18 protein-coding genes are annotated in these 25,530 nt (G+C 50.8%); 10 read left to right on the top strand and 8 right to left on the bottom strand.

Going from position 1 to position 25,530, the window contains the following annotated elements; all coding sequences use genetic code 11:
• Positions 1–2: 2 nt before the first annotated feature.
• From tgt to DWX33_RS05495, 3 genes are read right to left on the bottom strand one after another with little or no spacing between them, the layout of a single operon-like run.
• Positions 3–1,133: a tRNA guanosine(34) transglycosylase Tgt gene (gene tgt, locus DWX33_RS05505; protein WP_057326442.1), complete on the bottom strand. Its 1,131-nt coding sequence runs from the start codon at positions 1,131–1,133 to the stop codon at positions 3–5.
• Between the two features lie 36 nt (positions 1,134–1,169).
• Entirely contained in the window at positions 1,170–2,768 is a 1,599-nt protein-coding gene (locus DWX33_RS05500; protein ID WP_122379991.1) for a 4Fe-4S dicluster domain-containing protein, read from the bottom strand.
• A 6-nt stretch (positions 2,769–2,774) separates the two neighbouring features.
• Positions 2,775–3,707, bottom strand: coding sequence for a DUF362 domain-containing protein (locus tag DWX33_RS05495; RefSeq protein WP_005862822.1), 933 nt, complete (start codon positions 3,705–3,707; stop codon positions 2,775–2,777).
• A gap of 237 nt (positions 3,708–3,944) precedes the next feature.
• Between DWX33_RS05495 and DWX33_RS05490 the strand changes: the two genes are divergently transcribed.
• Entirely contained in the window at positions 3,945–4,724 is a 780-nt protein-coding gene (locus tag DWX33_RS05490) for a hypothetical protein (protein WP_121962085.1), read from the top strand.
• A 3-nt stretch (positions 4,725–4,727) separates the two neighbouring features.
• Positions 4,728–5,609, top strand: coding sequence for an aldose 1-epimerase family protein (locus DWX33_RS05485; protein ID WP_121962086.1), 882 nt, complete (start codon positions 4,728–4,730; stop codon positions 5,607–5,609).
• Positions 5,610–5,678: 69 nt separating this feature from the next.
• On the opposite strand, the gene DWX33_RS05480 is transcribed toward DWX33_RS05485, so the two are convergent.
• The gene (locus DWX33_RS05480) at positions 5,679–6,365 is read right to left on the bottom strand and encodes a TrkA family potassium uptake protein (protein WP_121962087.1); all 687 of its coding nucleotides are present in this window, start codon (positions 6,363–6,365) and stop codon (positions 5,679–5,681) included.
• A 12-nt stretch (positions 6,366–6,377) separates the two neighbouring features.
• On the bottom strand, positions 6,378–8,198 hold the full coding sequence (locus DWX33_RS05475) for a TrkH family potassium uptake protein (RefSeq protein WP_005857461.1): 1,821 nt from the start codon (positions 8,196–8,198) through the stop codon (positions 6,378–6,380).
• A 240-nt stretch (positions 8,199–8,438) separates the two neighbouring features.
• Here DWX33_RS05475 and DWX33_RS05470 point away from each other — a divergent pair, with 240 nt between their 5' ends.
• From DWX33_RS05470 to xylE, 4 genes are all read left to right on the top strand, one after another.
• Complete coding sequence (locus DWX33_RS05470) at positions 8,439–9,179, top strand: NUDIX domain-containing protein (RefSeq protein ID WP_057326437.1); 741 nt, start codon at positions 8,439–8,441, stop codon at positions 9,177–9,179.
• A gap of 12 nt (positions 9,180–9,191) precedes the next feature.
• Positions 9,192–10,676, top strand: a complete 1,485-nt coding sequence (locus tag DWX33_RS05465) for a xylulokinase (RefSeq protein WP_122379990.1) — start codon at positions 9,192–9,194, stop codon at positions 10,674–10,676.
• Between the two features lie 35 nt (positions 10,677–10,711).
• The gene (gene xylA, locus DWX33_RS05460; protein ID WP_057326435.1) at positions 10,712–12,040 is read left to right on the top strand and encodes a xylose isomerase; all 1,329 of its coding nucleotides are present in this window, start codon (positions 10,712–10,714) and stop codon (positions 12,038–12,040) included.
• A gap of 96 nt (positions 12,041–12,136) precedes the next feature.
• Positions 12,137–13,684, top strand: coding sequence for a D-xylose transporter XylE (xylE, locus tag DWX33_RS05455; protein WP_122379989.1), 1,548 nt, complete (start codon positions 12,137–12,139; stop codon positions 13,682–13,684).
• A gap of 74 nt (positions 13,685–13,758) precedes the next feature.
• On the opposite strand, the gene DWX33_RS05450 is transcribed toward xylE, so the two are convergent.
• On the bottom strand, positions 13,759–16,206 hold the full coding sequence (locus DWX33_RS05450; protein WP_122379988.1) for an ABC transporter permease: 2,448 nt from the start codon (positions 16,204–16,206) through the stop codon (positions 13,759–13,761).
• Positions 16,207–16,551: 345 nt separating this feature from the next.
• Here DWX33_RS05450 and hypD point away from each other — a divergent pair, with 345 nt between their 5' ends.
• Both hypD and DWX33_RS05440 read left to right on the top strand, forming a co-directional pair.
• Positions 16,552–18,984, top strand: a complete 2,433-nt coding sequence (gene hypD / locus DWX33_RS05445) for a trans-4-hydroxy-L-proline dehydratase (protein ID WP_122380050.1) — start codon at positions 16,552–16,554, stop codon at positions 18,982–18,984.
• Positions 18,985–18,987: 3 nt separating this feature from the next.
• Positions 18,988–19,893 carry a glycyl-radical enzyme activating protein gene (locus tag DWX33_RS05440; RefSeq protein WP_122379987.1) on the top strand — a complete coding sequence of 302 codons (906 nt, stop codon included), beginning with the start codon at positions 18,988–18,990 and terminating at the stop codon, positions 19,891–19,893.
• Positions 19,894–19,989: 96 nt separating this feature from the next.
• Here DWX33_RS05440 and DWX33_RS05430 read toward each other — a convergent pair whose 3' ends face one another.
• Positions 19,990–20,304, bottom strand: a complete 315-nt coding sequence (locus DWX33_RS05430) for a nucleotidyltransferase domain-containing protein (RefSeq protein WP_005862799.1) — start codon at positions 20,302–20,304, stop codon at positions 19,990–19,992.
• 58 nt (positions 20,305–20,362) lie between these two features.
• Complete coding sequence (locus tag DWX33_RS05425) at positions 20,363–21,241, bottom strand: AraC family transcriptional regulator (RefSeq protein ID WP_122379986.1); 879 nt, start codon at positions 21,239–21,241, stop codon at positions 20,363–20,365.
• Positions 21,242–21,386: 145 nt separating this feature from the next.
• On the opposite strand from DWX33_RS05425, the gene DWX33_RS05420 reads away from it, so the two are divergent.
• Entirely contained in the window at positions 21,387–22,418 is a 1,032-nt protein-coding gene (locus tag DWX33_RS05420) for an efflux RND transporter periplasmic adaptor subunit (protein ID WP_122379985.1), read from the top strand.
• On the top strand, positions 22,415–25,495 hold the full coding sequence (locus tag DWX33_RS05415; RefSeq protein WP_121772634.1) for an efflux RND transporter permease subunit: 3,081 nt from the start codon (positions 22,415–22,417) through the stop codon (positions 25,493–25,495). Before DWX33_RS05420 ends, DWX33_RS05415 begins: the two co-directional genes overlap by 4 nt.
• Positions 25,496–25,530 lie beyond the last annotated feature (35 nt).

The following is a 25,530-nucleotide window of genomic DNA, read 5'->3' as shown; positions in this document are numbered from 1 at the left end:
TTTTATAACCGGTTCGCTAATTGACGGACCATACCACTTTTCCATGTAGTAAAATCGCCAGCGATGATATGTGCCCTCGCTTCTTTCACCAACCATAGGTAGAAAGCGAGGTTATGGATAGAAGCGATCTGTAAGCCAAGCATTTCTTTCGCCTTGATCAAGTGGTGCAGATAAGCCTTGCTATATAAGGTATCCACGTAGGAATGTCCGTCCGGATCGACTGGCGAGAAATCGTTCTCCCATTTCTTGTTACGCATATTGATAGTACCGAAGCGGGTGAAGAGTTGGCCGTTGCGTCCGTTACGGGTCGGCATGATGCAGTCGAACATATCGATGCCTCGTTCGATCCCTTCCAGCAGATTGATCGGGGTTCCTACGCCCATCAAGTAACGAGGCTTATCTTTCGGCAAGATCTCGTTCACGACCTCGATCATCTCGTACATCTTATCGGTAGGCTCGCCAACGGCCAATCCCCCGATAGCGTTTCCATCGGCACCTTTTCGGGCCACGTTCTCCGCCGCCTTCTGCCGCAAGTCCGTATAGACGCATCCCTGTACGATCGGGAAGAGACTTTGCCGGTAGCCGTATTTCGGCTCCGTGCTGTTGAAGCGGGCGAAACAACGATCCAGCCAACGCTCGGTCAGGCCCAGTGATTGCTTGGCGTAATTGTAGTCGGCATCTCCCGGGCAACACTCATCGAAGGCCATGATGATATCCGCGCCGATAGAGCGTTCGATATCCATCACCTTCTCCGGCGTGAACATATGCTTGGAGCCGTCGAGATGCGAGCGGAACTCGGCTCCCTCTTCATGCAGTTTACGATTGTCGGAAAGGGAGAATACCTGAAACCCCCCGCTATCGGTTAATATCGGCCGATCCCACGTATTAAACTTATGCAAGCCTCCGGCCTGCTCCAAGATCTGGATACCGGGACGAAGATACAGATGGTACGTATTCCCCAAGATGATTTGTGCCTTGGTATCTTCCTTTAGCTCGGTCATATGTACACCCTTTACCGTACCTTGCGTACCCACGGGCATAAAAATAGGCGTCTCGATTACCCCGTGATCGGTGGTAATCAAGCCCGCCCTAGCGTTCGATTTCGTATCGTTATACTGTAATTCAAATGTCATGTATCAAAAATTTGTGACAAAGGTAGCATTTTTCTCTTAGAATCCGAAGTCATCTATTTCTACCTTTTTCACCTCTTCCTCTTTGGGCTTCTCCACGAACTTGTGAACCTCGTTCGCCTTAATGATGATCGCTCTCATCGGGCGTACGGGACAGATCGATTCGCAGCCGCCACAACCGATGCAAAGATCCGGGTTTACTTGCGGGATGGTAAGCGTGCCCTCGTAAGGAACCATATGCACGGCTTGGGTAGGGCAGTGCTCCGAGCAGGCCCCGCAGTCCGTCCCCTCCGTCTTTACGATACAGCGGTTGATGAAGAAGGTGGCGATGCCCACTTGCGTAGTAGCTTTCTCTTCCTTGGTAAGCGGCTTTATAGCGTGCGTGGGGCAAACCTCCGAGCAGACCGTGCATTCGTAGTTGCAATAACTGTCGATGTAAGCGATACGGGGTTTCAACATATAATCAAAGCCGTACTCCAGTCCCGTGGGACGTAGTACATGACTCGGGCATTGAGTCACGCAAATCTGGCATCCGGTACATACATCCTTGAAACGCTCTAAGCTGATCGCTCCCGGCGGTACGATAGGGGGCCATTTCTTGCCGTGCTTACCTTGCCCGTGCTGCCCTTTGCCATGCCCTTTTTCCATTCCTTGGGCAATGGTGGATACGATCGGGAGGGAGGCTGCGGCGGTAGCCCCTGCCGAGAGAAATGTACGGCGGCTGTTCGGAGCGGTAGCCTGTTGGATCACGTCTGTTTGTACGCGAGCTGTTTCGGCTTCTTTCTTGAAGGAAGGCTTGAAACGGTATTGCAATCCTCCTTTAGCGCACGAGGATACGCAGTTGAAGCAATCTACGCAACGGGAGGTATCTACGGTGAGGTTCTTGCTGTCGATTGCCTCCGCCTTACAAGTATGCTCGCAATTACCACAATGCGTACAAGCTTCTTTGTCAAAGGAGATCCGGAAAAACGAATACCGGGAGATCAGGCTCAACAGCGTTCCTACCGGGCAAAGCGTATTGCAGAACAACCTTCCCCGGAATACGACCATGAGGATGAATACGAGTAGCGCAACCAAAGCGGATATCACGCCGAATACCGTCACGTTGCTGATCGTGACGTGATAAAGCGTATAGTTATCCATCCGTGCCAATCCGTCGGCCAGCAGGTTATTGACCCACATGACGACCGGACGGGACAGGTTGTTCGCTATACGGCCGAAGTTACTGTACGGATCTAGCAACGTACATAATTCGATCATCCCGAAAACAGCCAGTACGAATGTAAGCCCGAGAATAGAGTACCGTAAGATATTCATGGGCTTATGATAGCTGAACCTGCGTACTCCTTTCTTTTTCTTCTTTCCGATACAGAAAACCCGGTTGATAATATCTTGCAATACGCCCGCCGGGCAAATGACCGAGCAATAGATCCGGCCGAACAATAAAGCCAATACGAATTGGAAGACCACCAACCCCGCCATTCCCCCTAAAATAGCGGGCATGATCTGGAGATGCAACAACGTGTGCAGGTTGTCCGGCAATACATCGGCGAAATCAACGAAGAATAAAAGTATGGGTGCGAAAATGAGGATCGCGAGTACGACCCGCAATCCTTTTAGGTAATTAGGCTTCTTCATCCTCGATTATATCTTAATACGTTTGATCGTGACATTATCCAGATTCGTCGTACCCAGCTTTAAAGCCTCGCCTTTACCGATATGACCTACGGCGGCCATATCCAGCTTCTTCACTTGGTTGAACAGGCGAAGGGCAGCGGTGTCGATAGCGACGATATTGGTGGAGGCGATCAAGGATTTCAAGGTAGCCACATCGGCTGCGCTCTTTCCTTGCGGGCCGTTTTGGTGCATGATACGATAAGCGTCCACGATGTTCAATACCGGTTTCTTTTGCCAAGTGCAAATATCGGCGATGCATTGTTGCAAATCATTTTGATGGAAGAAACGGCGATCCCATACGATTCCCATATAGTTCTTCATGGCGCAAGTCATCTTCGCCCCACCATGGTTCTTCAATACGGGGACGTTGATCCATGCGTCAGCCTCGATCAGGGCCTCATGGATCTTAGCGCTTTTCAGGTTCACGCCACCCGGGATGGATACTTCCTTGAAATATTTCTCATCGTTGGCAGGCATGATGATACCTCCGGCCTCTTTTACGGCCTCGGCGATCCCGCTCGTCTCGTAGCATTTCTGCCAGTTATCGCAGGTGTGGTCGAATACGGTCACTTTAGAGGCGCCGGCCTCCAAGCATTTCTTGACCAAGGCTTTCACTAATTTGGGGTTCGTATTACCGGCCAATTCAGGAGAGCGGTCCCAACCGATATTCGGCTTGATCACGATCTTTTGTCCTTTCTTTACGAAGTTTCCGATACCGCCAAGGGCTTCCAAGGCTTTATCTAGCATTACCTCCGGCTCTCCACCCATAACGGCTACCATATCGGGAGCCTTTTCTACGGCTACGGTGTTCGTGGAAAGGGCCGCTTGCAGACCTTCAAAATTTAAGGATAGAGCTGCGCTAGCGATGACACTGGTCTTTAAAAAATCACGACGTTTCATAATTGTATACTATATTGGTTTATACTTGATTTACGGTACGGTTTTTTTTTACTCGCTTGTTATTCCGAACAAAGATAATGATTATTTTGATATGCGAGTCAACTCCTTTTACAAAGTAGAACTGCTTTTTACTGCAACCCGGGTTGCAGTGATCTTGCGTAATAAGATAAATTCTTGTCGGAAGGCATATCGGTTCTGATAATATTTTTCTACCTTGCGAGGCAAAAAACAGATTGTATGGTTTTATATTGTAGAGTATCATTGAACGCTTTTGTCGAAAGCTTTCGGAATACCTCGGGGCCTGATTCCTTTTTCACGCTTCCGGCGAAGGGGTTGATGCATATCGTGCCGCAAGAGGAGATCGAGTATGGGCTTTCCTTGCTTAGGGAGTCTATCGGTTTGTATGAGGAACGCAAAGGGATACCTGTGGAAAAGAGCAAGAAAGCGATGCCCTTTTTCAGACAGGACAGCCGGATGCTGGTGGGGCCGGAGATAGGCATGTACGTGATCCCTTTGTATGAGAAACCCGGTGAGCCGGCCCGGTCTGCCGAGCCTTCTCTGGTCCTTGAGCTGGACTATCAGTCGTTGGGCGAGCTTTGCCTGTTCGAGAATTATTCCCTGTTGTCCTGCAAGTATGAGAAGGAGCCTATCTTGAACCATTTTACGGCACAATTGGAAAAGGAATACGATACCTTCTTTTTTGATGAGGAGCACACGGGCTTTACGCCTGATTCCCGCTTTTTCTCGATGTTGTGTAACGCCTGTCTGGAGGTGAAGCAGCCTTCCTCGGTGGGGGATAAGGAATGGCGGTTGGCCTCGCTGCAAGCTACGGATGAGGTGCTCTATCGTTATGAGCATGGAAACTTGATCCCATACGTTCCGGTATCGATGCCGGTAGACTGCCTGAAACGGGTTTATCTGGAAGATTTCCGGCGGCGTCCCTTATTATTCGGGACTTTGAACGGTTTCTTGAAAAGCAAGGGACTTCCCGCCGAACAATTACTAAACTTATCATAAGGAATGAAGACAGTATCAAATCAAGAACTAACGATCCGTGTCTCCGAACATGGAGCGGAGTTGAGTAGTATCGTAGCGAACGCTACGGGAAAGGAGTATCTCTGGCAAGCGGACCCCGCTTTCTGGAAACGTCATTCCCCGGTATTGTTCCCGATCGTCGGGAGCGTATGGAAGGCCGAGTATCGGAACGAGGGAACCGTGTATCCGCTGTCGCAGCACGGCTTTGCACGGGATATGGATTTTACGTTGATCGATGAGGCGGAGAACGAGTTGCGTTTCGCGCTGGAAAGTACCCCGGACACGCTGAGAGCCTATCCGTTCCCTTTCCTTCTGGAGATCGGGTATCGTTTGGAGGGCAATAAGGTGGAGGTGCTTTGGCGTGTGAAGAATACGGGAGATAAGACAATGCATTTCCAGATCGGCGCTCATCCGGCTTTCCTGTACCCGAATTATGAGGTGGATCAACCGGATCGAGGGTATTTCGCTTTCGATGTGAAAAAAGATCTCGTATACCGTGCGCTGGTGGAAAAAGGGTGCGTAGGGGACGTGGTTCGTCCGGTACCTTTGGATGTGGACGGCTTGCTGCCGTTGAATATCCATACGTTCGATATCGATACGTTTATCTTGGAGGACAGCCAGATTAAGCGGGTGGACTTATTGGATGTGGAGAAACGTCCGTACCTTTCGCTCACCTTTACGGCTCCGGTGGTAGGCTTATGGTCTCCGCCTACGAGAAACGCTCCGTTTGTCTGTATCGAACCTTGGTATGGGCGTTGCGACCGGGTGGATTATACGGGTGAGTATAAAGACCGGGATTGGGTATGGCATTTGGAACCGGGAGAGGTCTTCGATGCCTCCTATACGATAGAGATAGCGGGGGCTTGATCGCTTCGTTGATATTAGCCGTAGGCAGACGACGCTGATTATATCGTGATCGTCTGCCTATGTTTTGTTTTAGATATTGGCTATTTTATTCAATAGCTCCATCTTCCCGAATAAGATCAGTAGATCATCCGCCTCGATCATCAATTCCTCGGTGATACGGCTGATTACCTTGTATTCTGTTTGTGTGAGTCCGATCAGGTTCTTTTTCTCGTAAGGACGTTCGATCGCTACCAGATGGATACCGAAATTCTCCTCGAAATCGATGTTCTTGATGGTTTGCCCGACAAGAGTGGCCGGTGTCTTGATCTTGTAGAGATGTTCCGTCTCGGTTACTTTATACCAATGCCGGAACAGGCCGCCTAAAGACGCTTGGGAGGTGTACATCGTAGAGAAATCCTTTTCCGGGGTGATAATCTCGCTTACCCCGATCGCACGGATCACTGTCTCATGGATCGAGGAGATCGCCCGCACGATCAGTTTGCCCGCATCCAAGCTTTTCAATAAGGCGACAGTCTGAACGGAAGTCCCGAAATCCTTACCGAATGTTACGATAATGGCATCCATCTCGCTCAATGGCAGGGTGCTCAATGCCTCTTTGTCCGTGGAGTCCAAGGCGATCGCCCCCGCTATGTCGTTCTTTAGCATATCGACACGATGCAGATCCATGTCTACGCCGATCACCTCATTGCCGACACGTGTCAAGTCCTTCGCTATCGCACGTCCTAAATTCCCTAATCCGATTACTAAATATTTCATGCTATCTTATTTTTACATTAATATATTTTCTTGTGGATATGTATAGTCCTTTTTCGTGTATTCCTTGCAGAAACTTACGAGGAAGGCCAATACCCCGATACGTCCGACCAGCATCGTGCTGATAATGATGATTTTCCCGATAGGGGTGAGGTGAGGGGTATAATCGATACTCAAGCCTACGGTACTCAAGGCGGAAACAACCTCGAACAATAGGGAGAACAGCGGCGCCCCTTTTTCCGTATAGGATAATACCCACGTAGCGATCGCCACCCACATGAAGTACATCATGATGATAGCGAATGCCCGGCGGATGGCGAATGGGGCGATCTCCCGTTTTCTCACTTCCACTTTATCTTTCTCACGTGCGGCGTTCAAGGTCGTAACCAGAGCTACGAAAACGGTGGTCACTTTCAAGCCGCCGCCGGTGGACATAGGGGCGGCTCCGATTACCATAAGGATCAACGTCAGCATTAAGGTCGGAGGGGCCAATGTAGCCATATCCGCTACGTTGAATCCTGCCGTTCTAGGCGTGACGGCGCCTAAGAACGCATTTGCCAGTTTCCCCCGCAGGGGAAGGTCGCCCAAGGTATTGTCATACTCGAAAAAGAGGTAGAAAGCCGTTCCGGTAATTAACAGGATCAAGGTAGATATAACAACAATGTACGTATGTACATTAATAATACGGGGCGTATGGATATAATGCTTTTGCTTACCGATCAATATCTTGATACCATTCATCAGCAAGTGATGCAAGAGTTTCAGGTAATTGAAGACGATCGGGAAGCCCAAGCCTCCGAATATAATCAGCATGGCTATCCAGAAATGGAGGTTGTACTTATCCGCCACTAACGGATCGTACATATTACCGCTCAAGGTAGAGATCCCTGCGTTACAAAAAGCGGACACGGCATGAAACATTGCGTAGAATAATTCCTGCTGCGTACCTCCCGGCAGGCTTCCCCGTACGTCCATATAAATAAAATAGGCGCCGATTCCCTCGATAAACAAGGTCACGAAAAGAATGTTTAAGATGACCCGGAACAACCCTCCCGTCCGATCCTCGTTCAACATATCTTTCAGCATCATCTTGCTCGTAAAAGAGGATTTCCCCATGAAGGAGAGGGCGAAGAAAGAGGTAAATGTCATGACCCCGATACCGCCGATCTGTATTAAAATCATGATGATAATATGCCCGATATGCGTGAAACTAGTGGCTACGTCGACGGTGGTTAGTCCGGTTACGCATACCGAGGTCGTGGAGATAAACAAAGCGTCGATAAACGGAATCCGGTGCGTAGTGGCGTTCGGCAACGATAGCAACCCGGCCCCGACCAATATCACGAACACGAAACTGAGCAAGAAAAGCAACGAGGGCTTGATCCGTGTCTGCATCAGCGTGAACGTCTGCCGGGATAAGTGAATCGTGCTAAGCAGCAATAATAAGACATATACGAAGAGAGGTTTCGTAAGGAAAGACAAATAAGGCAAAGAGTGCGCTATGGCATCCTTGAAAAATATCTTGCTGGATAATACGGCGAATAAAAGGAAATAGATGCTGATATCGAGATACAACATTTTCTCCTGTATGATTTCTTGGAACCTCACCACGTACCGGAGTGTTATGCCCGTGAAAAAAGCTAGCAGGATGAATGGGCGGGAGCGCTCTAAGATATGGACGGAATCGGGAGTCTGTACAAAGCCGAATTGGTAGATCAATACGAAGAAAGAGGCTAAGGAGGCGAGTAGGATAATCGCTTCCGCTATCCCGTTCAATAATCCCTTCATTTTACCCCAATAAATCAGCCAAGAGAAGTATATGTTTTTTAGATTCATGTCCGATGTTTTATAAATATAACAAATGTAGGAAATAAAAGTTAGAGGTACGTGAAAGCGCCTTCATTATTTGTTCTCATACTAATTGTTTTACTTACATTATGTGTTGTATAGCATATTGTATGATGTACGATACTGAAATATCAGAAAAATAATCAATTAGGAGGTGCAAAAAAGACCTTTTGTAATTGCTTTGTTTAGAAAAATACTTATATTTGCGCAAATCTAATTACTGATATCATGGATACACAAAACGAGAATAGAGAGATGCTTTCCCCCTATGTTTCCGTAGACTGCGTTCTTCTCGGCATCAATGATGACAAGCTCACCGTGCTGTTGGCGGAGCGGAAAAGTGAGGAAGGCGAGTTGATCGGCTATAAATTACCCGGCAGCCTGATCTATGAGAACGAGGATTTAGATGACGCCGCCTATCGGATACTGAATGATTCGACCGGCTTGAAGCGCGTCCAATTGAAACAATTCCGTTGTTTCGGTTCCCCCGCCCGTACCTCGAACCGGTTGGACGTGATGTGGCTGGAGGCGACTTCCAAGGTGAAGATCGGACGGTTGATCACGGTCGCTTATCTCGCCTTGTGCAAGAATAGCAGGAAGACGTGTCCGGCCGATAAATCCGACTCGATCCGTTGGTGCCCTATCGACGAGCTTCCTCGCTTGCCATTCGATCATAAAGAGATTATCGAGGCTGCCATACAGGAGATCCGTAATTGGGTAGAGAAGGAGCCCGCCATCATTTTCGACTATATGCCGATGAAGTTCACGGCGTTCCAGCTTAGGCGCACGTACGAGGTGATCTATAACCGTGAGATGGACGTGCGCAATTTTCATAAGAAGATGAATTCCTTGGATTACGTGGTGCCCACGGACGATATGCAAGATGGGGTCGCCCATCGTGCCGCCCGGTATTATCGGTTTGATAAGGTGAAATATAATCAACAACGTTCGAAGTTTAATAAGATATAAAACCATACGATTATGTGTTTGTTAGGATGTGATATTGGAAGTTCTTCCATCAAGGTCTCTATCGTCGATGAGGAGACCGGGTTAACAATAGGTGCGGATTTTTATCCCAAAGAAGAGGCCCCGATCAAGGCGTTGCGTCCGGGGTGGGCGGAGCAAAATCCGGAGGATTGGTGGTCGTACGTGAAGATCGCTATGAAAGGTGCCATGAGCAAGGCGAAGGTGAAAGGCGAGGATATCAAGGCGATCGGTATCTCGTACCAGATGCATGGCTTGGTGGTGGTGGACAAGAAGATGGAGGTGCTTCGTCCATCTATTATCTGGTGCGATAGCCGTGCTGTTCCTTATGGCGAGCGTGCGTTTAAGAATATAGGCGAGAAGCGATGCCTTTCCCACCTATTGAACTCGCCGGGTAATTTTACCGCTTCTAAGCTGGCTTGGATCAAGGAGTACGAGCCGGATATCTACGACCGTATCCATAAGATCATGTTGCCGGGAGATTTCATCGCTATGCGCCTGACGGGGGATATCGTGACTACGGTTTCCGGTTTGTCGGAGGGGATTTTCTGGGACTTCAAGAATAATGCCTTATCGGAGGATTTGATGAATTATTATGGATTCAGTAAGGATCTGATCGCCGATATCCGTCCGACGTTCGGTTTGCAGGGCGAGGTTACCGCCTCGGTCGCGGCCGAGTTGGGATTGAAGAAAGGTACGCCGGTTACCTATCGTGCGGGTGACCAACCGAATAACGCTTTATCATTGAATGTATTGAATCCGGGCGAGATAGCGGCTACCGGCGGGACTTCCGGAGTGGTGTATGGCGTGAACGGCAAGGTGAATTACGATACGCTTTCCCGTGTGAATACGTTCGCCCACGTGAACCATACGACAGAGCAGACCCGCTTGGGTGTCTTGTTGTGCATCAACGGGGTCGGTATCCTTAATTCTTGGATCAAACGGAATATAGCGCCGGAAGGTATCAACTATAATGAGTTGAATGATTTGGCGGCTACGGTTCCCATCGGCTGCGATGGTCTTTCGATCTTGCCGTTCGGAAACGGGGCGGAGCGTATGTTGCAGAATAAGCAGATCGATTGCTCGGTTCATGGATTGAACTTCAACATACATACCAAGGCCCATATGGCTAGGGCGGCGCAAGAAGGTATCGTGTTCGCCTTTAAATACGGTATGGATATCATGAATGAGATGGGGATCGATATTCAGGTAATCCGTGCGGGGAACGCGAACTTGTTCTTAAGCCCGATCTTCCGGGATGCCTTGGCGGGCGTGACGGGTACGGTGATCGAACTGTATGATACGAATGGCGCGGTAGGAGCGGCCAAGGGGGCCGGTATGGGTGCCGGTATCTACAAGAACGCGGAAGAAGCGTTCGCTTCCTTGAAGAAGATCAACGTGATCGAGCCGGACGGTTTCAAGGCGAATGCTTATTGCGGAGCGTTCGAGATTTGGAAGGAACGATTGGAACAATCTATTTAACGGCTGAATTATTTACATTTTTAATATATATTATTATGAGTTACTTTAAAGGAGAGAAAGAATTTTTCCCGGGAATCGGACAGATTCAGTTTGAGGGACGTGAGTCAAAAAATCCGTTGGCATTTCATTATTATGACGCGGATAAGGTAGTAATGGGTAAGACACTAAAGGATCATTTGCGCTTCGCTATGGCTTATTGGCATACCTTATGTGCTGAGGGAGGTGATCAGTTTGGTGGTGGAACAAAATCATTCCCTTGGAATGACAGTGCGGACGCTATCACCCGTGCGAAGTACAAGATGGACGCCGCTTTCGAGTTTATGACCAAATGTAATATTCCTTACTATTGCTTCCACGACGTGGACGTGGTGGACGAGGCTCCTACGCTGGGCGAGTTCGAGAAACGTTTGCAGACGATGGTGGAACATGCCAAGGAGCATCAAGCCGCTACCGGAAAGAAGCTTCTATGGTCTACCGCGAACGTCTTCAGCAATAAGCGTTATATGAATGGCGCCGCTACGAACCCTTATTTCCCGACCGTGGCATGCGCTGGCACGCAGATCAAGAACGCTATCGACGCTTGTATCGCCTTAGGGGGCGAGAACTATGTATTCTGGGGCGGTCGTGAGGGTTATATGAGCCTATTGAACACGAACATGAAACGTGAGAAGGATCATTTGGCTATGATGTTGACGATGGCCCGTGATTATGGTCGTAAGAACGGTTTCAAGGGTACGTTCCTGATCGAGCCGAAACCGATGGAACCGACGAAACATCAATATGACGTGGATTCGGAGACCGTGATCGGCTTTCTTCGCCATTATGGACTGGACAAGGATTTCGCCTTGAATATCGAGGTGAACCACGCTACCTTGGCCGGACATACATTCGAGCATGAGTTGCAAGCCGCCGCCGACGCCGGCATGTTGTGCAGTATCGACGCGAACCGTGGCGATTACCAGAATGGTTGGGATACGGATCAATTCCCGATGGATATCTATGAGCTGGCACAGGCTTGGCTGGTTATCCTTGAGGGAGGTGGCCTAACTACCGGAGGTACGAACTTCGACGCCAAGACCCGCCGTAATTCTACGGACTTGGAGGACATCTTCATCGCTCATATCGGTGGTATGGACGCTTTCGCCCGTGCTTTGATGATCGCCGCCGATATCCTTGAGAACTCAGACTACCGCAAGATGCGTGCCGAGCGTTACGCTAGTTTCGATGCCGGTGAGGGCAAGGCATTCGAGGATGGCAAGCTTACGCTGGAAGATCTTCGTACGATCGCTTTGCGTGACGGCGAGCCGAAACAGATCAGCGGTAAGCAGGAATTATACGAGATGATTGTAAATCTGCATATCTAAATAATTGAAAATCGAGAATTGGGAATTGAAAATTATCGTGCGTAAGCCCTAGTTTTCAGCTCTCAATTCTCAGTTTTTAATTAATAAATCTATTCCATGAAAAGTAACAACACTTATATTTTCGCTCTTACCTTGGTCGCTACCTTGGGAGGTCTGCTGTTTGGGTATGACACGGCGGTGATCTCCGGTACGGTGGAGTCTTTGCGTAAGTTCTTCATCGAGCCGCAAGGATTTCCGTTGGATCAAGCCAACGCCTTGGAGGGGTTCGTGGTGAGTAGCGCGTTGATCGGATGTATCCTCGGCGCCTCGTTCGCCGGGTGGATCAGCCAGCGTTACGGCAGGAAGCCTACGTTGATACTGGCCGCTATCCTTTTCTTGCTTTCCGCTATCGGCTCGGCTTGGCCGGAGCTGTTTATCGGCATGCCCGGAAGTGGCGATCATACGTTTATGTATGCGTTCGTGGCTTATCGTATTCTGGGAGGTATCGGCGTGGGGCTGGCCTCCATGGTATCGCCGATGTATATCGCCGAGGTGGCTCCGGCCGATCGCCGGGGGAATCTGGTGGCATGGAACCAGTTTGCCATTATCTTTGGTATGCTGGTGGTATATTTCGTGAATTACACGATCGCCCTTCAAGGAGATGCCGCTTGGCTGAATACGATCGGCTGGCGTTGGATGTTCGCTTCCGAGATTATTCCGGCGGTATTGTTCCTCTCGTTCTTGATGTTCGTGCCGGAGACGCCTCGTTATCTCGTGATGCGTGGGCGTACGGAGAAGGCGTTGGGCGTCTTGAGCCATTTGATGGATCAGGCGGACGCTGGCCGTGAGCTGGAGGATATACGGAATAGTTTCAAGGAGAAAGCTCCGTCGATGAAGCCTTACTTCCGGTTTATGGGGACTTGGCTGGCGCTGTTCTTGGCCGGCTACGGGTTGTTGTCGTGGGCAGGTAATACGAACGCGTTGGAGATCGCCTTGTTGGCTAGTTTCTGTATCGCCTTGCTGTTCCCGATCCGGTCGTTTGGCGTGCTGATCATCTTGGTGGGCGTGTTGCTCTCCGGTTTCCAGCAATTCGTGGGGATCAACGTGGTGCTTTACTATGCCCCGGAGATCTTCAAGACGATGGGAGCGGCCACGGACGCCGCCCTTTTGCAACAGATCGTGGTAGGGGCGGTGAACCTGTCGTTTACCGTATTGGCTATTTTCACGGTGGATAAGTTCGGACGCCGTCCGTTGATGATTATCGGGGCGCTCGTCATGGCGGTATCTATGTTGATCTTGGGAACTACTTTCTATACGCGTTCGGTGGGTATGGGATCATTGGTCTGCATGCTGGTTTATACGGCGGGATTCGCTATGTCGTGGGGCCCGGTCTGCTGGGTGCTGCTGGCCGAGATCTTCCCGAACTCGATCCGCTCCACGGTGATGAGTATCGCCGTAGCGGCGCAGTGGATTGCCAACTTCTTGGTATCATGGACATTCCCAATGCTGGATAAGAATCAATACTTGACCGATACGTTCAATCACGGTATGGCCTATTGGATCTATGGCGTGATGGGTATATTGGCGGCGTTGTTCATCTGGAAATTTGTCCCCGAGACGAAAGGAAAGACGCTGGAGGAGATGGAAGGTTATTGGGAACGGTAACCAAACCTGAGACAAGATAATATATGAGTAAAAAAGGACGGATCAATCTACCCGTCCTTTTTTCGTAATGAACCTTAATGCCCCAATTTAGACGCCGGATTCGCCATCGCCGCCCGATAGCTCTGGAAAGTAACCGTAGATACGGTCAGTGTCATTATGATTACCAAAGCCACTAAAAATACCCATATGTAGATCGGCGTTTTATAAGCGAAGCTTCGTAGCCAAACATTCACCCCGTAATAAGCAAGCGGGATCGAGATAATAAAACAGACGAGCGTGATCCGGAGGAAAGACGAGTTCAGCATCCAAAGGATCTGCCGGACCGTGGACCCATGTACTTTCCGCACGGCTATCTCCTTTTCCCGTCCCTGTAGCTCAAAGATAACCAGTCCGAATACTCCCACGAGGGATAAAAAGACGGCCATCAGGCAAAGGGCGGTAATCAGCGTTCCCTGCCGCCCACTTTTACTGTAAAGCTCCTCCAGCGCCGTATCAAAGAAATGGATATCGGCCGGATAACCCGGGATCAATTCATCCGTTACCTTCCGGATATGCTCAATAGCCGTCCGGGGATTTCCGCCGGCGATCTTGACATAAGCGTATCTTTCCGGCACCGAACGGCGGTAATGATTCTTAGCCGAGGTCCAAAGCCCCATCGGGCGTAACTCTTTATACAGGGATTCATAATGGACATCCTCAAAGATACCGACAATCCGTACCGGTATATCATTATCCGTGATGCTTGTTCCTACCAAGTCCGATAGGTCGTCCGGTTTCTCGGGGGAAACACCCGAGGCGATCTCTCTCGCTGCCGTCTCGCTAAGGAGGCAAACAGCCTGCGTGTTATTTGCCGCCTCATCCGTCGGCCGGAACTTCCTTCCGGCGATCATCTTTACATCCATTAGCTCCGGGAAATTGGCGGATACTCCCAGCCAGCTCATATAATAATGTTGGCCTTTGTAATTATACCCGATGAAAGAACGTGATTCGTCCGAGACAAATTTGAACTCACTAAAGGAAACATCACGGATAGCGGGGCTTTCCAAGAGACGTGCCTTGAACAATTCGCCCTTTTTCAAGGCCGCCCCCATGCTTAGTCTTACCTCCAGTACGTTTTCTTTATTGAATCCCAAGTCCACGTTTCCTATATATCTGTTTTGCAAGGAGACGAACAACGCTGCGACAATCAGCGTGATCGAGATAACGAACTGGAACCCTATAAGTAACTTGCGAGTGTTCTTGGCCCGGTCGCTAAGGGTAAAAGACTTGTTCAGCGCTATGACAGGAGGAAACGAGGTGATATAGAAAGCGGGATACAAACCGGCCAGTATACCGCCGCCTGCGACAAGGAAGAATGTGTACGCCGGAATCTTCCAGTTGGCATACAGATCCAACGGATGCCCCACCATATTCGTGACCCATTGCACGTTATTCAAAAATAACAGGAAAAGCAAGGCGAGGAAGAAGGCGACAACCGAGATTCCCAAGGACTCCAAGACCAGATACTTCCGTAGCGTGGTGTCCGAGCTTCCCAGCACTTTCTGGATGGTGATCGACTTGGTGCGTATCGGCGCCAAGGCTATCGACAGGTTGATATAATTGACCAAGGCGATACCTATGATCAGGATGGCGATAAAGAATAACATATTCGTCCGTAGCTTATTACCGATGGGAGCGGCGTCCGCTCGGACTGGCTGGCCGAAATAGAGATCTGACAAGGGCCGGAGGCGCATATCCTCGATCGTGAAACTTTTCAGGAAAGCCCGGCTATCGGCCATATAGGTCTCGGTAGTGACAGAGGCGGATTCCGGCGTCGACATCAGCAGATAACAATAGTAAAGGCCGGTATGCCAGTTTTCCATCATCTCTTTCTCCATGATCGGGATATACAGGGCATTCTTCACCCGGGTGTTTTCCGGGAAATCGCGAAAGACGCCTCCCACGATATATGCCGGCTCAAAACTAAGCCCATATATAATCGAGCCTTCGGCCCCGGCGAACTCCGACAGATAAACCGGCTTCCCGATAGGATTTTCCTCGCCGAAGAGTTTCCGGGCCATGCTCTCTGGGATCAGCGTCCCTTCCGGACGTTTCAGGCAATCCGTATCGCCGGCCACCAGTTCGAAGCCAAAGACCTTGGTATATCCCGGGGTGATCCGTTCCACCTGCTCCATATAGCTCCGTGCGTCGGGCCCTTCACTGGCTGATATCCCAAAACGTACGGAGGAGTAAACAAGGTTGTTTGTGATAGCGGCCGCTTCTATATAAGGGGAGGCGGCGATGAAACGCTCGAGTTGTGGACGTGCGAAATTAGCCTCCCATATCCCGTCATCCCGCTTGTTTTCTAACTGAAAAATCCTTTCCCTGTTCAAGAGGGAAGCGTCGAAGCTATATTCATGACCGACATGTATGCTTATCAGCATGAATAACAGGAAAGCGAAGCTAAGTCTTAAAAGATTAGTGACCGTCGCTAATTTATAATGTCTCAAGACATAAAGTAGGTTCTTGAATGTACTTTGCATGGTATAAGTTCTTTTAATTTTAAACCCTTTGATCTGGAAATACAAAGCAAAGCTATTCCTTTATTTACGTTCCTGTGTTATTTTTTTGACAAACGGTTACTTTCTGTTGATGAATTGTGATATTATCAATAATTTCCTTATTTTTGCCATCATACTTCAAAAAGAAACAAGCGTTATGTTACACAAAGGCTATCGGATGCTTTTCAACTGCCTGATGTTTTATCTCTAGCAGATACTCTCCCTATATAAACTCATGGGGGCGGGGATGCCCGTCCTGTGTAACAATAAAAAATAACCTTGATGAGGGCGGATAGATCCTACCTCTACGATAAAACATATAATTTTATGAATACAACCCATCACACACATTCATGCGTACATGATACCGTCTCTTCCGTGGGAGCGAACAATTTCGGGATGAACGACCGTATCAAACGTCTGCGCCGGCAGACCTTCGAGGCCCAACCTTCCCTCTCCATCGAGCGGGCCTTGATCGAGACCCGTTTCTATCAGGAGAATTACGGGAAGTATCCGATCCCTATCCTGCGTGCCCTGAACTTCTTGGAGATCTGCAAGCGGAAGACGATCTATATCGGTGAGGACGAGTTGATCGTCGGCGAGCGGGGGCCCCGCCCCAAGGCCGTGCCTACCTTCCCGGAACTTACCTGCCATAGCGTGGAGGACTTGCATATATTGAATACCCGGGAGTTGCAACGTTACACTATCTCCCAAGAAGATATCGATACCTACGAGCGGGAGGTGATCCCGTACTGGAAAGGCCGTACCCAGCGGGAACGCATCTTCAGTCACGTCCCCAAGGAATGGAAAGAGGCGTACGAGGTGGGTATGTTCACCGAGTTCATGGAGCAACGTGCCCCCGGGCATACCGCTTTGGACGGCAAGGTCTACCAATATGGCCTGCTGGACTTGAAGAAACGTATCGAGGGGGAACTAAGCGCCTTGGATTTCATGAACGACCCCGAGGCCACGGACAAGCAGGAGGAACTGACGGCCATGTCTATCTCCTGCGACGCCGCTATCCTGCTGGCCGAGCGACACGTGGACTTGGCTGACGAGATGTCTCTCACCGAGAAAGATCCCCGCCGTGCCGCTGAGCTGAGGAAGATCGCCGAGGTATGCCGCTGGGTTCCCGCCCACGCTCCCCGTACCTATTGGGAAGCGATCCAGATGTACTGGTTTGTCCACCTCGGTACGATCACGGAGCTGAATGGTTGGGATGCCATGAACCCCGGTCATTTCGACCAGCATCTGACGCCTTTCTACGAGAAAGAAATCGCCGCCGGAACCTTGACCCGTGACGAGGCGAAAGAGTTGATGTCTTGCTTCTTCATCAAGGTAAACAATCATACCGCCCCGCCGAAAGTGGGTATCACGGCGAAGGAGAGCGGAACCTATAACGATTTCACGAACCTGAACATCGGCGGCATCCGGGCGGACGGTAGCGATGGCGTAAGCGAGGTCTCCTATATCATGTTGGAGACGATCGAGGAGCTGCATATCCTCCAGCCCGGCAGCGCCATCCACGTCAGTGCCCGTACGCCGGAGCGTTTCCTCCGTGCTGGGTGCAAGGTGATCCGCCAAGGCCATGGCTACCCGTCGGTATTCAACCCGGATGTGTACGTGCAGGAGTTGATGCGGCAAGGCAAGTCGCTGCGTGACGCCCGCGAGGGAGGTTGTAGCGGTTGCATCGAGGTGGGCGCTTTCGGGAAGGAGGCGTACGTGTTGACCGGTTATCTGAACGTGCCGAAGATATTGGAGGTGACGCTGCATAACGGCGTAGATCCGGTAAGCGGTCGCAAGGTCGGTCTGGAGACCGGCGATCCCCGTGGTTTCCGGACGTATGAGGAGCTTTACGCGGCATTCATGCGCCAGATCCATTATTTCGTGGACATGAAGGTGCGGGTCAGCAACTATATCGACCGCATGTTCGCCAAGTACGCCCCCGCCACGTTCCTCTCCCTGTTCATCGACGATTGTATCGCGAAGGGTAAGGATTACTACAATTGCGGGCCTCGTTACAACACCACTTATATCCAGTGTACCGGATTAGGCACGATAACCGATAGCCTTTCCTCTTTGCGGAAACACGTCTTCGAGGATAAGACCTTCACGATGGAAGCCTTGTTGGATGCGATGGCGGATAATTTCGAGGGACATGAACCGATGCGCCAAATGATCCTGAACCGTACGCCTTTCTTTGGCAACGATGATCCGTACGCCGACCAGATCGCCGTCCGTGTCTTCGACGATTTATATGACGCGATCGAGGGCAAGCCGAATACGAAAGGGGAGTGTTTCCATTTGAATATGTTATCCACCACTTGCCACGTCTACTTCGGCAAGGTGATGGGAGCCACTCCGAACGGCCGCTTGGCCGGGCGTGCCATCTCCGATGGTACCTCGCCCTCGCACGGAGCCGATACCCACGGGCCGTCCGCCGTTGTCAAGTCCCTCGGTAAGCTGGATCAGGTGAAGAGCGGCGGCACGCTGCTGAACCAACGCTTCCTGCCCAGCCTGCTCCGGCGGGAGGAGGATATCTCGAAACTGGCCTCCTTGATTCGTAGCTACTTCGCCTTGGGTGGCCATCATATCCAATTCAACATCGTGGATACGGAAACGCTTTACGCCGCCCAGAAGTGCCCGGAGGACTACCGGGATCTGCTGGTCCGTGTAGCGGGCTATAGCGACTATTTCAACGATATGAACGCCGATTTGCAAGCGGACGTGATCGCACGTACGGAGCAAGAGACTTTCTAGGCCATGCTGTTATTCGATATCAAACGATACGCCATAAACGACGGGCCGGGCATCCGTATCACGATCTTCATGAAGGGATGCCCGCTTGCCTGCGTATGGTGCCATAACCCGGAAGGCATCTCGCCCCGGGCGGAGAAGCTGTATACGAGAAAGAAGTGCATAGGTTGCGGGGCCTGCGTGAATGCCTGCCCCACCGGGGCGTTGACCTTGACGGAGGCGGGTATCGTCACGGATCGGTCTCTGTGCCGGACATGCGGTAGATGCGCCGAGGTTTGTCCCACCTTGGCGATGGAGATGTCCGGCCGTGAGTATTCTATCGACGAGGTCATGCGTGAGATCGAGAAAGAGACGGTCTTTATGGATCGCTCCGAGGGAGGCGTTACCTTCTGCGGGGGAGAGCCGTTGTCGCGTCCGTCGGACTTGGTTGCCCTGCTGGATCGTTGCGGAGCGTTGGGAATCCATCGTGCGGTGGATACGACCTTGTTCGCCTCGCCGGATACCGTCCGTAACGTAATGGAGCGCACGGATCTTTTTCTGGTGGATTTAAAGCATATGGATTCCGGTAGCCATTGTCGTTTCACGGGTGTCCCGAACGAGCGTATCTTCTCCAACCTCCGGATGATTGCCGAAGCCGGGATGGACTTTCTAATCCGCATTCCGTTGATCGAGGGCGTCAATGCGGACGAGGAGAATATATCCCGCTCTGCCACCTTCCTAGCCTCCTTACCGTGGAAACGGAAAGTCGTCAATCTTCTCCCGTATCACGACATCGGAAAAGGCAAGCACGATAAGCGAGGAACCCTCTACAACCCCGGGTACCTTCCGCTATCCACCCCTTCCGAAGCAGTCCTGCAAAGGTGTATCGATCAATTCGCCTCTTGCGGGATAACTGCGTTGATCGGAGGATAGTTCTCTTTGGGAACTATTCTTCTTTCAATGTCTCATAAGCACGTTGGATTCGATAGTTAATCAATGCGTTCTTACTTTCTTCATCTAGAATCTCTTTCATAATATAATACCTTCGTTTATAACATTAATATAGAAAGGAGTTTTAAAGGGACGGTTTTCCCAGAGTTTTCTTAACATGACGATGGGGCTGATATTTACGCCTGTCTTTAGTTCCAGCTCATACAAGGGTAAAGTAATTTCTTCCTCTCGTTCCAAAGTCATTTTCTCTCCGTCTATCAAGATGAGTAAGTCGATATCGCTATCAATCCGAGCGTCTCCACGTGCTTCCGAACCGAATAAGATAGTTTGTGCCGTGGGAGCTATCCGGCGCATGATATCTTTTATCTGATCTATAATTTCTGTTCGTTTCATTTTATCTTTTCATTAAATGACTTCTGTCGTGAGACAAAGATAATTATTTTTCTGATTATTACCATTTCTTCCGATACTCCGTAGGCGATATCCCGACGTGTTGCTTGAAGTATTTACCGAAGAAGGATTGGTTGGCGAAGTTTAGCCGGTCTGATATCTCTTGGATGGAAAGGGTGGAGGAGGATAATAACGCCTTCGCCTCCAAGACAACGTAATTATCGATCCATTCCCCGGCTGTACGGTTGCTGACGTTCTTTACCAAAAGAGATAAATATTTGGGAGTCACACATAATTTTCCGGCGTAGAAAGCTACCGATCGTTCCTGCTTATGATGTAAGGCGAGCGTTTGTATGAACGCCGCGAACAACTCCTCTTGCCGGCTCTTCTTCACCTCGATCGGCATATGATTCTTAAACATGCCGTAAACCTCGTGGAATACCGCCAACAATAAGCTCTGGGCAATCTCTTTCCGGTAAGGATGCCCTTTCGCTTTCACTTTCTTCCAGAGGAAAGAATGATATTCCTTGATACAACCTATCTCCTCGGTATTCAACTCGGTGACCGGATGCTCCTTGATGTAGAAGAACGCCGGCAAGGTATTCTGTATATGAGGAATGATCTCCTCCATGAAATTCTTGGAGATGACGATGAAGATCCCGGCCACGTCCTCGCTACGTTCCACGTGTTGGATGATCTGATCAGGCAAGGACAATACGAGATGGTTTTCCCCTACGACATATTCCTCCATATTGATCCGTATACGCATGAAGCCTTTCGTGCAAAGCGCGAATACGACGGCGTCTATTCGCATCGGATGGTCGAGCGAGGGAATATCGTCGATGTTATCGAATATGGCGAAATCCTCGTCGATAAAGTCTATGCCGGGTACGTTCTCGATAAGAGAGATACAAGCTTGAGGTAGATCTGTTACGTTCATAATTTATTCTTGTTTGGGCGATAAAATTAGTGAAATAATAGAATAATCCAATTGAAATGTGTCAAATAGGACAATTTGGTTGCAAAACGGAACTTCTTTGGAGTGGATAAACTCATCATCTTTGCGGTATAATAAATCATACGATATGAAAAGGATGAAAGGTATTGTTTATGGAGGATTATTATCCGTCGTGTTCGTGATGTCCGGATGCTCGGGCAGTCAAAAAGAGGGACGGGATAGCAAAGAGATCCCGGTGGAGATCGTGAAGGTAGCGAAGACCGTTCCGGCGGATACAAGGAATTACGTGGGAACGGTAGAGGAGGTCGTATCCTCCTCGATTAGTTTTCAGGTGATGGGTAATGTAGAGCGAGTATTGGTGGGCGAGGGGCAGAAGGTCCGTGAGGGCCAACTACTAGCGGTGTTAGACAAGGCGACGCTGGAAAACGCCTATAACGCCTCGGCAGCTTCCTTGCGACAAGCGGAGGACGCCTATGCCCGCATGAGAACCTTGCACGAGAATAAGAGCCTGCCGGATATGAAATGGGTAGAGGTGGAGAGCAAATTGGAACAGGCCCGTTCCATGGAGCGAATCTCGAGGAAAAACCTTGAGGACCGGAACCTGTATGCCCCGTTCGGCGGCGTTATCGGCAAGCGCATGGTTGAGGCGGGAGAGAACGTGCAGCCCGGGCAACCGGTTTTCTCCTTGTTAAGGATAGAGACGGTAAACGTGAAGATCGCCGTCCCGGAGAACGAGGTCGCCACGCTAGGCGATCAAGCCGCCATGATAAAGGTAGCCGCTCTGGGCGGACAATGTTTTGAGGGGAAAGTGACGGAGAAAGGTATCGTGGCCAACCCTATCTCCCATACTTACGAGGCGAAGATCCGGCTGGAGAACCCGTCTGGCGCTTTGTTGCCCGGCATGGTTTGCGATGTACGCCTGTCGGGAGAGGAATCCGTGCCGGCTATCGCCTTGCCGAACAACGCCGTGCTGATAGCGAACGACGGGGGGCGTTTCGTCTGGAAGGTCGTAGACGGAAAGGCGAAAGCTACGCCCGTACGGACGGGCGACTTGACGGAGCGAGGCTTGTTTATTCTGGAAGGGTTGAACGAGGGGGATATCGTCGTGATAGGCGGTTACCAGAAAATCAGTGAGGGCATGAGAGTGCGTGCGTTATGAGAGAACGTAAAAACGGAGTGATCGAATGGACCATGCGTCATTACCAGATCACGTTGCTGGTGATTACCGTGCTGGTCGGGTTGGGTATTTTGGGTTTGGTGGACATGCCGAAACAGGAGTTTCCGGAGTTCACCATCCGCCAAGGCGTGGTAGTGGGTGTTTACCCCGGGGCGACTTCCGGAGAGGTGGAGGAGCAGTTGGCCAAGCCTTTGGAGAGATACCTGTTTACCTTCAAGGAGGTAAAGAAGAAAAAGACGTACTCCATGTCAAGGGATGGAATGGTGTACGTGATGGTGGAGCTGAACGACGACGTGAACAATAAAGACGAGGTCTGGTCGAAGATCAAGCTCGGCTTGCAGAACTTCAAGTCGCAACTGCCCTCGGGCGTACTCGCCGTCATCGCGAATGATGATTTCGGCGATACTTCCGCCTTATTGATCACCTTGGAATCGGAAGACAAGACCTACCGGGAATTGCAGCGATACATGGAGACGCTGGAAGACCGCCTGCGCCGGATCGAGTCCGTATCCAACCTGCGCCGTTACGGGGTACAAAACGAGCAGATCTCGGTCTACTTGGATCCAGACAAGCTAGCCGCTTACGGCCTAGATACCCGTATGCTGATGACAACCTTGTTCACCCAAGGCTTTACCACCGCCTCCGGCTCCTTGGAGAATGGCGGCTTGGACATTCCCATCCACCTTTCCGTGACCTATCCCTCGGAGCGGGAGGTAGGCGAGCAGATCCTGCTGGCCGATGCCGACGGGCATATGATCCGCTTGAAAGACGTGGCCCGTATCGTGCGGGAATATCCCGAGCCGGATAGCTATATAACGAACAACGGCAAGAAAGCGATCATCCTTTCCATGGAGATGCGTGAGGGCCATAATATCGTACGATACGGAAAGGAGGTAGACGAGGTATTGCACGCTTTCGAGCGGGATCTTCCCGAGAGTGTCTCGATCCGCCGGATCGCCGACCAGCCGAAGGTGGTGGGAGACTCGGTAAGTTCCTTCGTGCGGGATTTGTTCGTGTCCATCGTGGTCGTGATCTTGGTGATGATGGTACTCTTCCCGTTCCGCTCGGCATTGGTGGCGGCTACTTCCATCCCGATCAGTGTCTTTATCTCGATCGGTGTCATGTACGCTTGCGGCATCCCGCTGAATACGGTGACGCTGGCCGCCTTGATCGTGGTATTGGGCATGATCGTGGATAACTCCATCATCGTGATAGACGCCTATCTGGAATATCTGGACAAGGGCTATTCCCGTTGGTACGCCGCCGTCTATAGCGCCAAGAACTATTTCAGCTCGATCTTGTTGGCTACGCTGTGTATTTGCGTGATCTTTTTCCCGTTGCTTTTCACGATGACGGGGCAGATGTTGGATTTCGTGACCTTCTTCCCTTGGACGCTTTCCATCTCCCTCATGGTGTCGCTGGCGGTGGCGATGGTCTTTATCCCGCTGCTGGAGCGGGTCTTGATCAAGAAGGGATTGAAGTCCGGGCGGGAGAATACAGGCAAGAAGAGGTTCAATCTGCTGGATACCGTACAGGCCGTCTATACGAGGGCGCTGACGTGGACTTTCCGTTTCCCGAAAACCACGATCGGTCTGGGCGTCTTGACGGTTGCCTTGGCGATCCTGATGATCACCCAACTGAGCCAGCGTATGATGCCGATAGCCGACCGGGATCAGTTCGCCGTCGAGATCTATCTCCCGCAGGGAACCTCGCTGGACCGTACCGCCGCCGTGAGCGATAGTCTCTATAAGCTGTTGTCGGAAGATGAGCGCATCCTGTCCGTCACCTCCTTTATCGGAACTTCCTCGCCCCGTTTCCAAGCTACCTACGCCCCTAACTTGGCCGGGAAGAATTACGCCCAGTTCATTGTCAACACCGCCTCGATAGAGGCCACCCGTAGCGTGTTGGATGATTATACGGACCGGTACGCCGATTATTTCCCCGACGCCTACGTGAAGTTTAAGCAACTGGATTACCAAAACGTATCCTCTCCTTTAGAGATCCGTTTCATGGGAGACGATATCGCCCGGTTGAAGCAGGCTGGGGATTCCTTGATGGCCGTGTTGCGTGAGATGGACGGCTTGGTCTGGGTACACACCAATTACGAGGAGGCCTTACCCGACGTACGGGTTCGATTGGACCCAGTGGAAGCCTCCCGCCTCGGGATCACGAAGGCGATGGCCTCGGCCGATCTGGCGATCCGTTACGACGGTCTCTCGGTTGGCTCCCTCTGGGAAGGCGATTACGCTTTGCCGATCCAGCTGAGATCCGATAAGAAAGGGGAGGGTGACGCGTTCGATAAGGTCGGCGACCAGTATCTTCCCACCATCGTCCCCGGCGTGAGCGTCCCGCTCCGGCAAGTCTCCACGATCGAGGGAGGCTGGAATGAGGGGCAGATCGTCCGTCGCAACGGCGTGCGTACCTTGAGCGTCTTCGCCGAGGTAACCCGGGGAACCAACCAGAACGCTATGCAGAAGCGGATCGAGCGAGTCATGGAAAGCCGTATTATCCCGACCTTGCCCGAGGGCGTGACGTACGAGTACGGTGGAGCCAAGGAGCTGGATTTCGAGACGATGAACCCGCTGATGCAGGGCTTGGCGATCGCCGTGATCATTGTTTTCTTCTTCCTGTTGGTCAATTTCAAGAAGATCGGCTTGGCGTTGGCGGCCCTGTCCTCGTTGCTGCTCACCTTGTTCGGGGCGGCGCTGGGCTTGTGGGCGTTCCATATCGATTTCAGCTTGACGTGCGTCTTGGGCGTTATCAGCTTGATCGGTATCGTGGTGCGAAACGCTATCTTGATATTCGAGCATGCGCAAGACTTGCGGCTTCATAAGCATTATAGCCCGAGGGATGCCGCCTTCGATGCCGGCCGGCGACGCATGCTCCCGATCTTCCTGACCTCGGCTACAACGGCCGTGGGCGTGGTTCCCATGATCATCAGCGGCAGTTCCCTTTGGATGCCGATGGGTGTGGTGATCTGCTCGGGAACGGTCTTCTCGATGATCTTGGCGGTCATCATCCTGCCTGTTTTCTATTGGAAGATATTCGGGAATAAATGAATGATACGGATTAGGATATAATATAGGAATGAATA

This window comes from Parabacteroides sp. AF19-14 (assembly GCF_003635485.1).
Classification (GTDB): Bacteria; Bacteroidota; Bacteroidia; order Bacteroidales; family Tannerellaceae; genus Parabacteroides; species Parabacteroides distasonis.
This window is presented reverse-complemented; position numbering and strand designations above follow the sequence as displayed.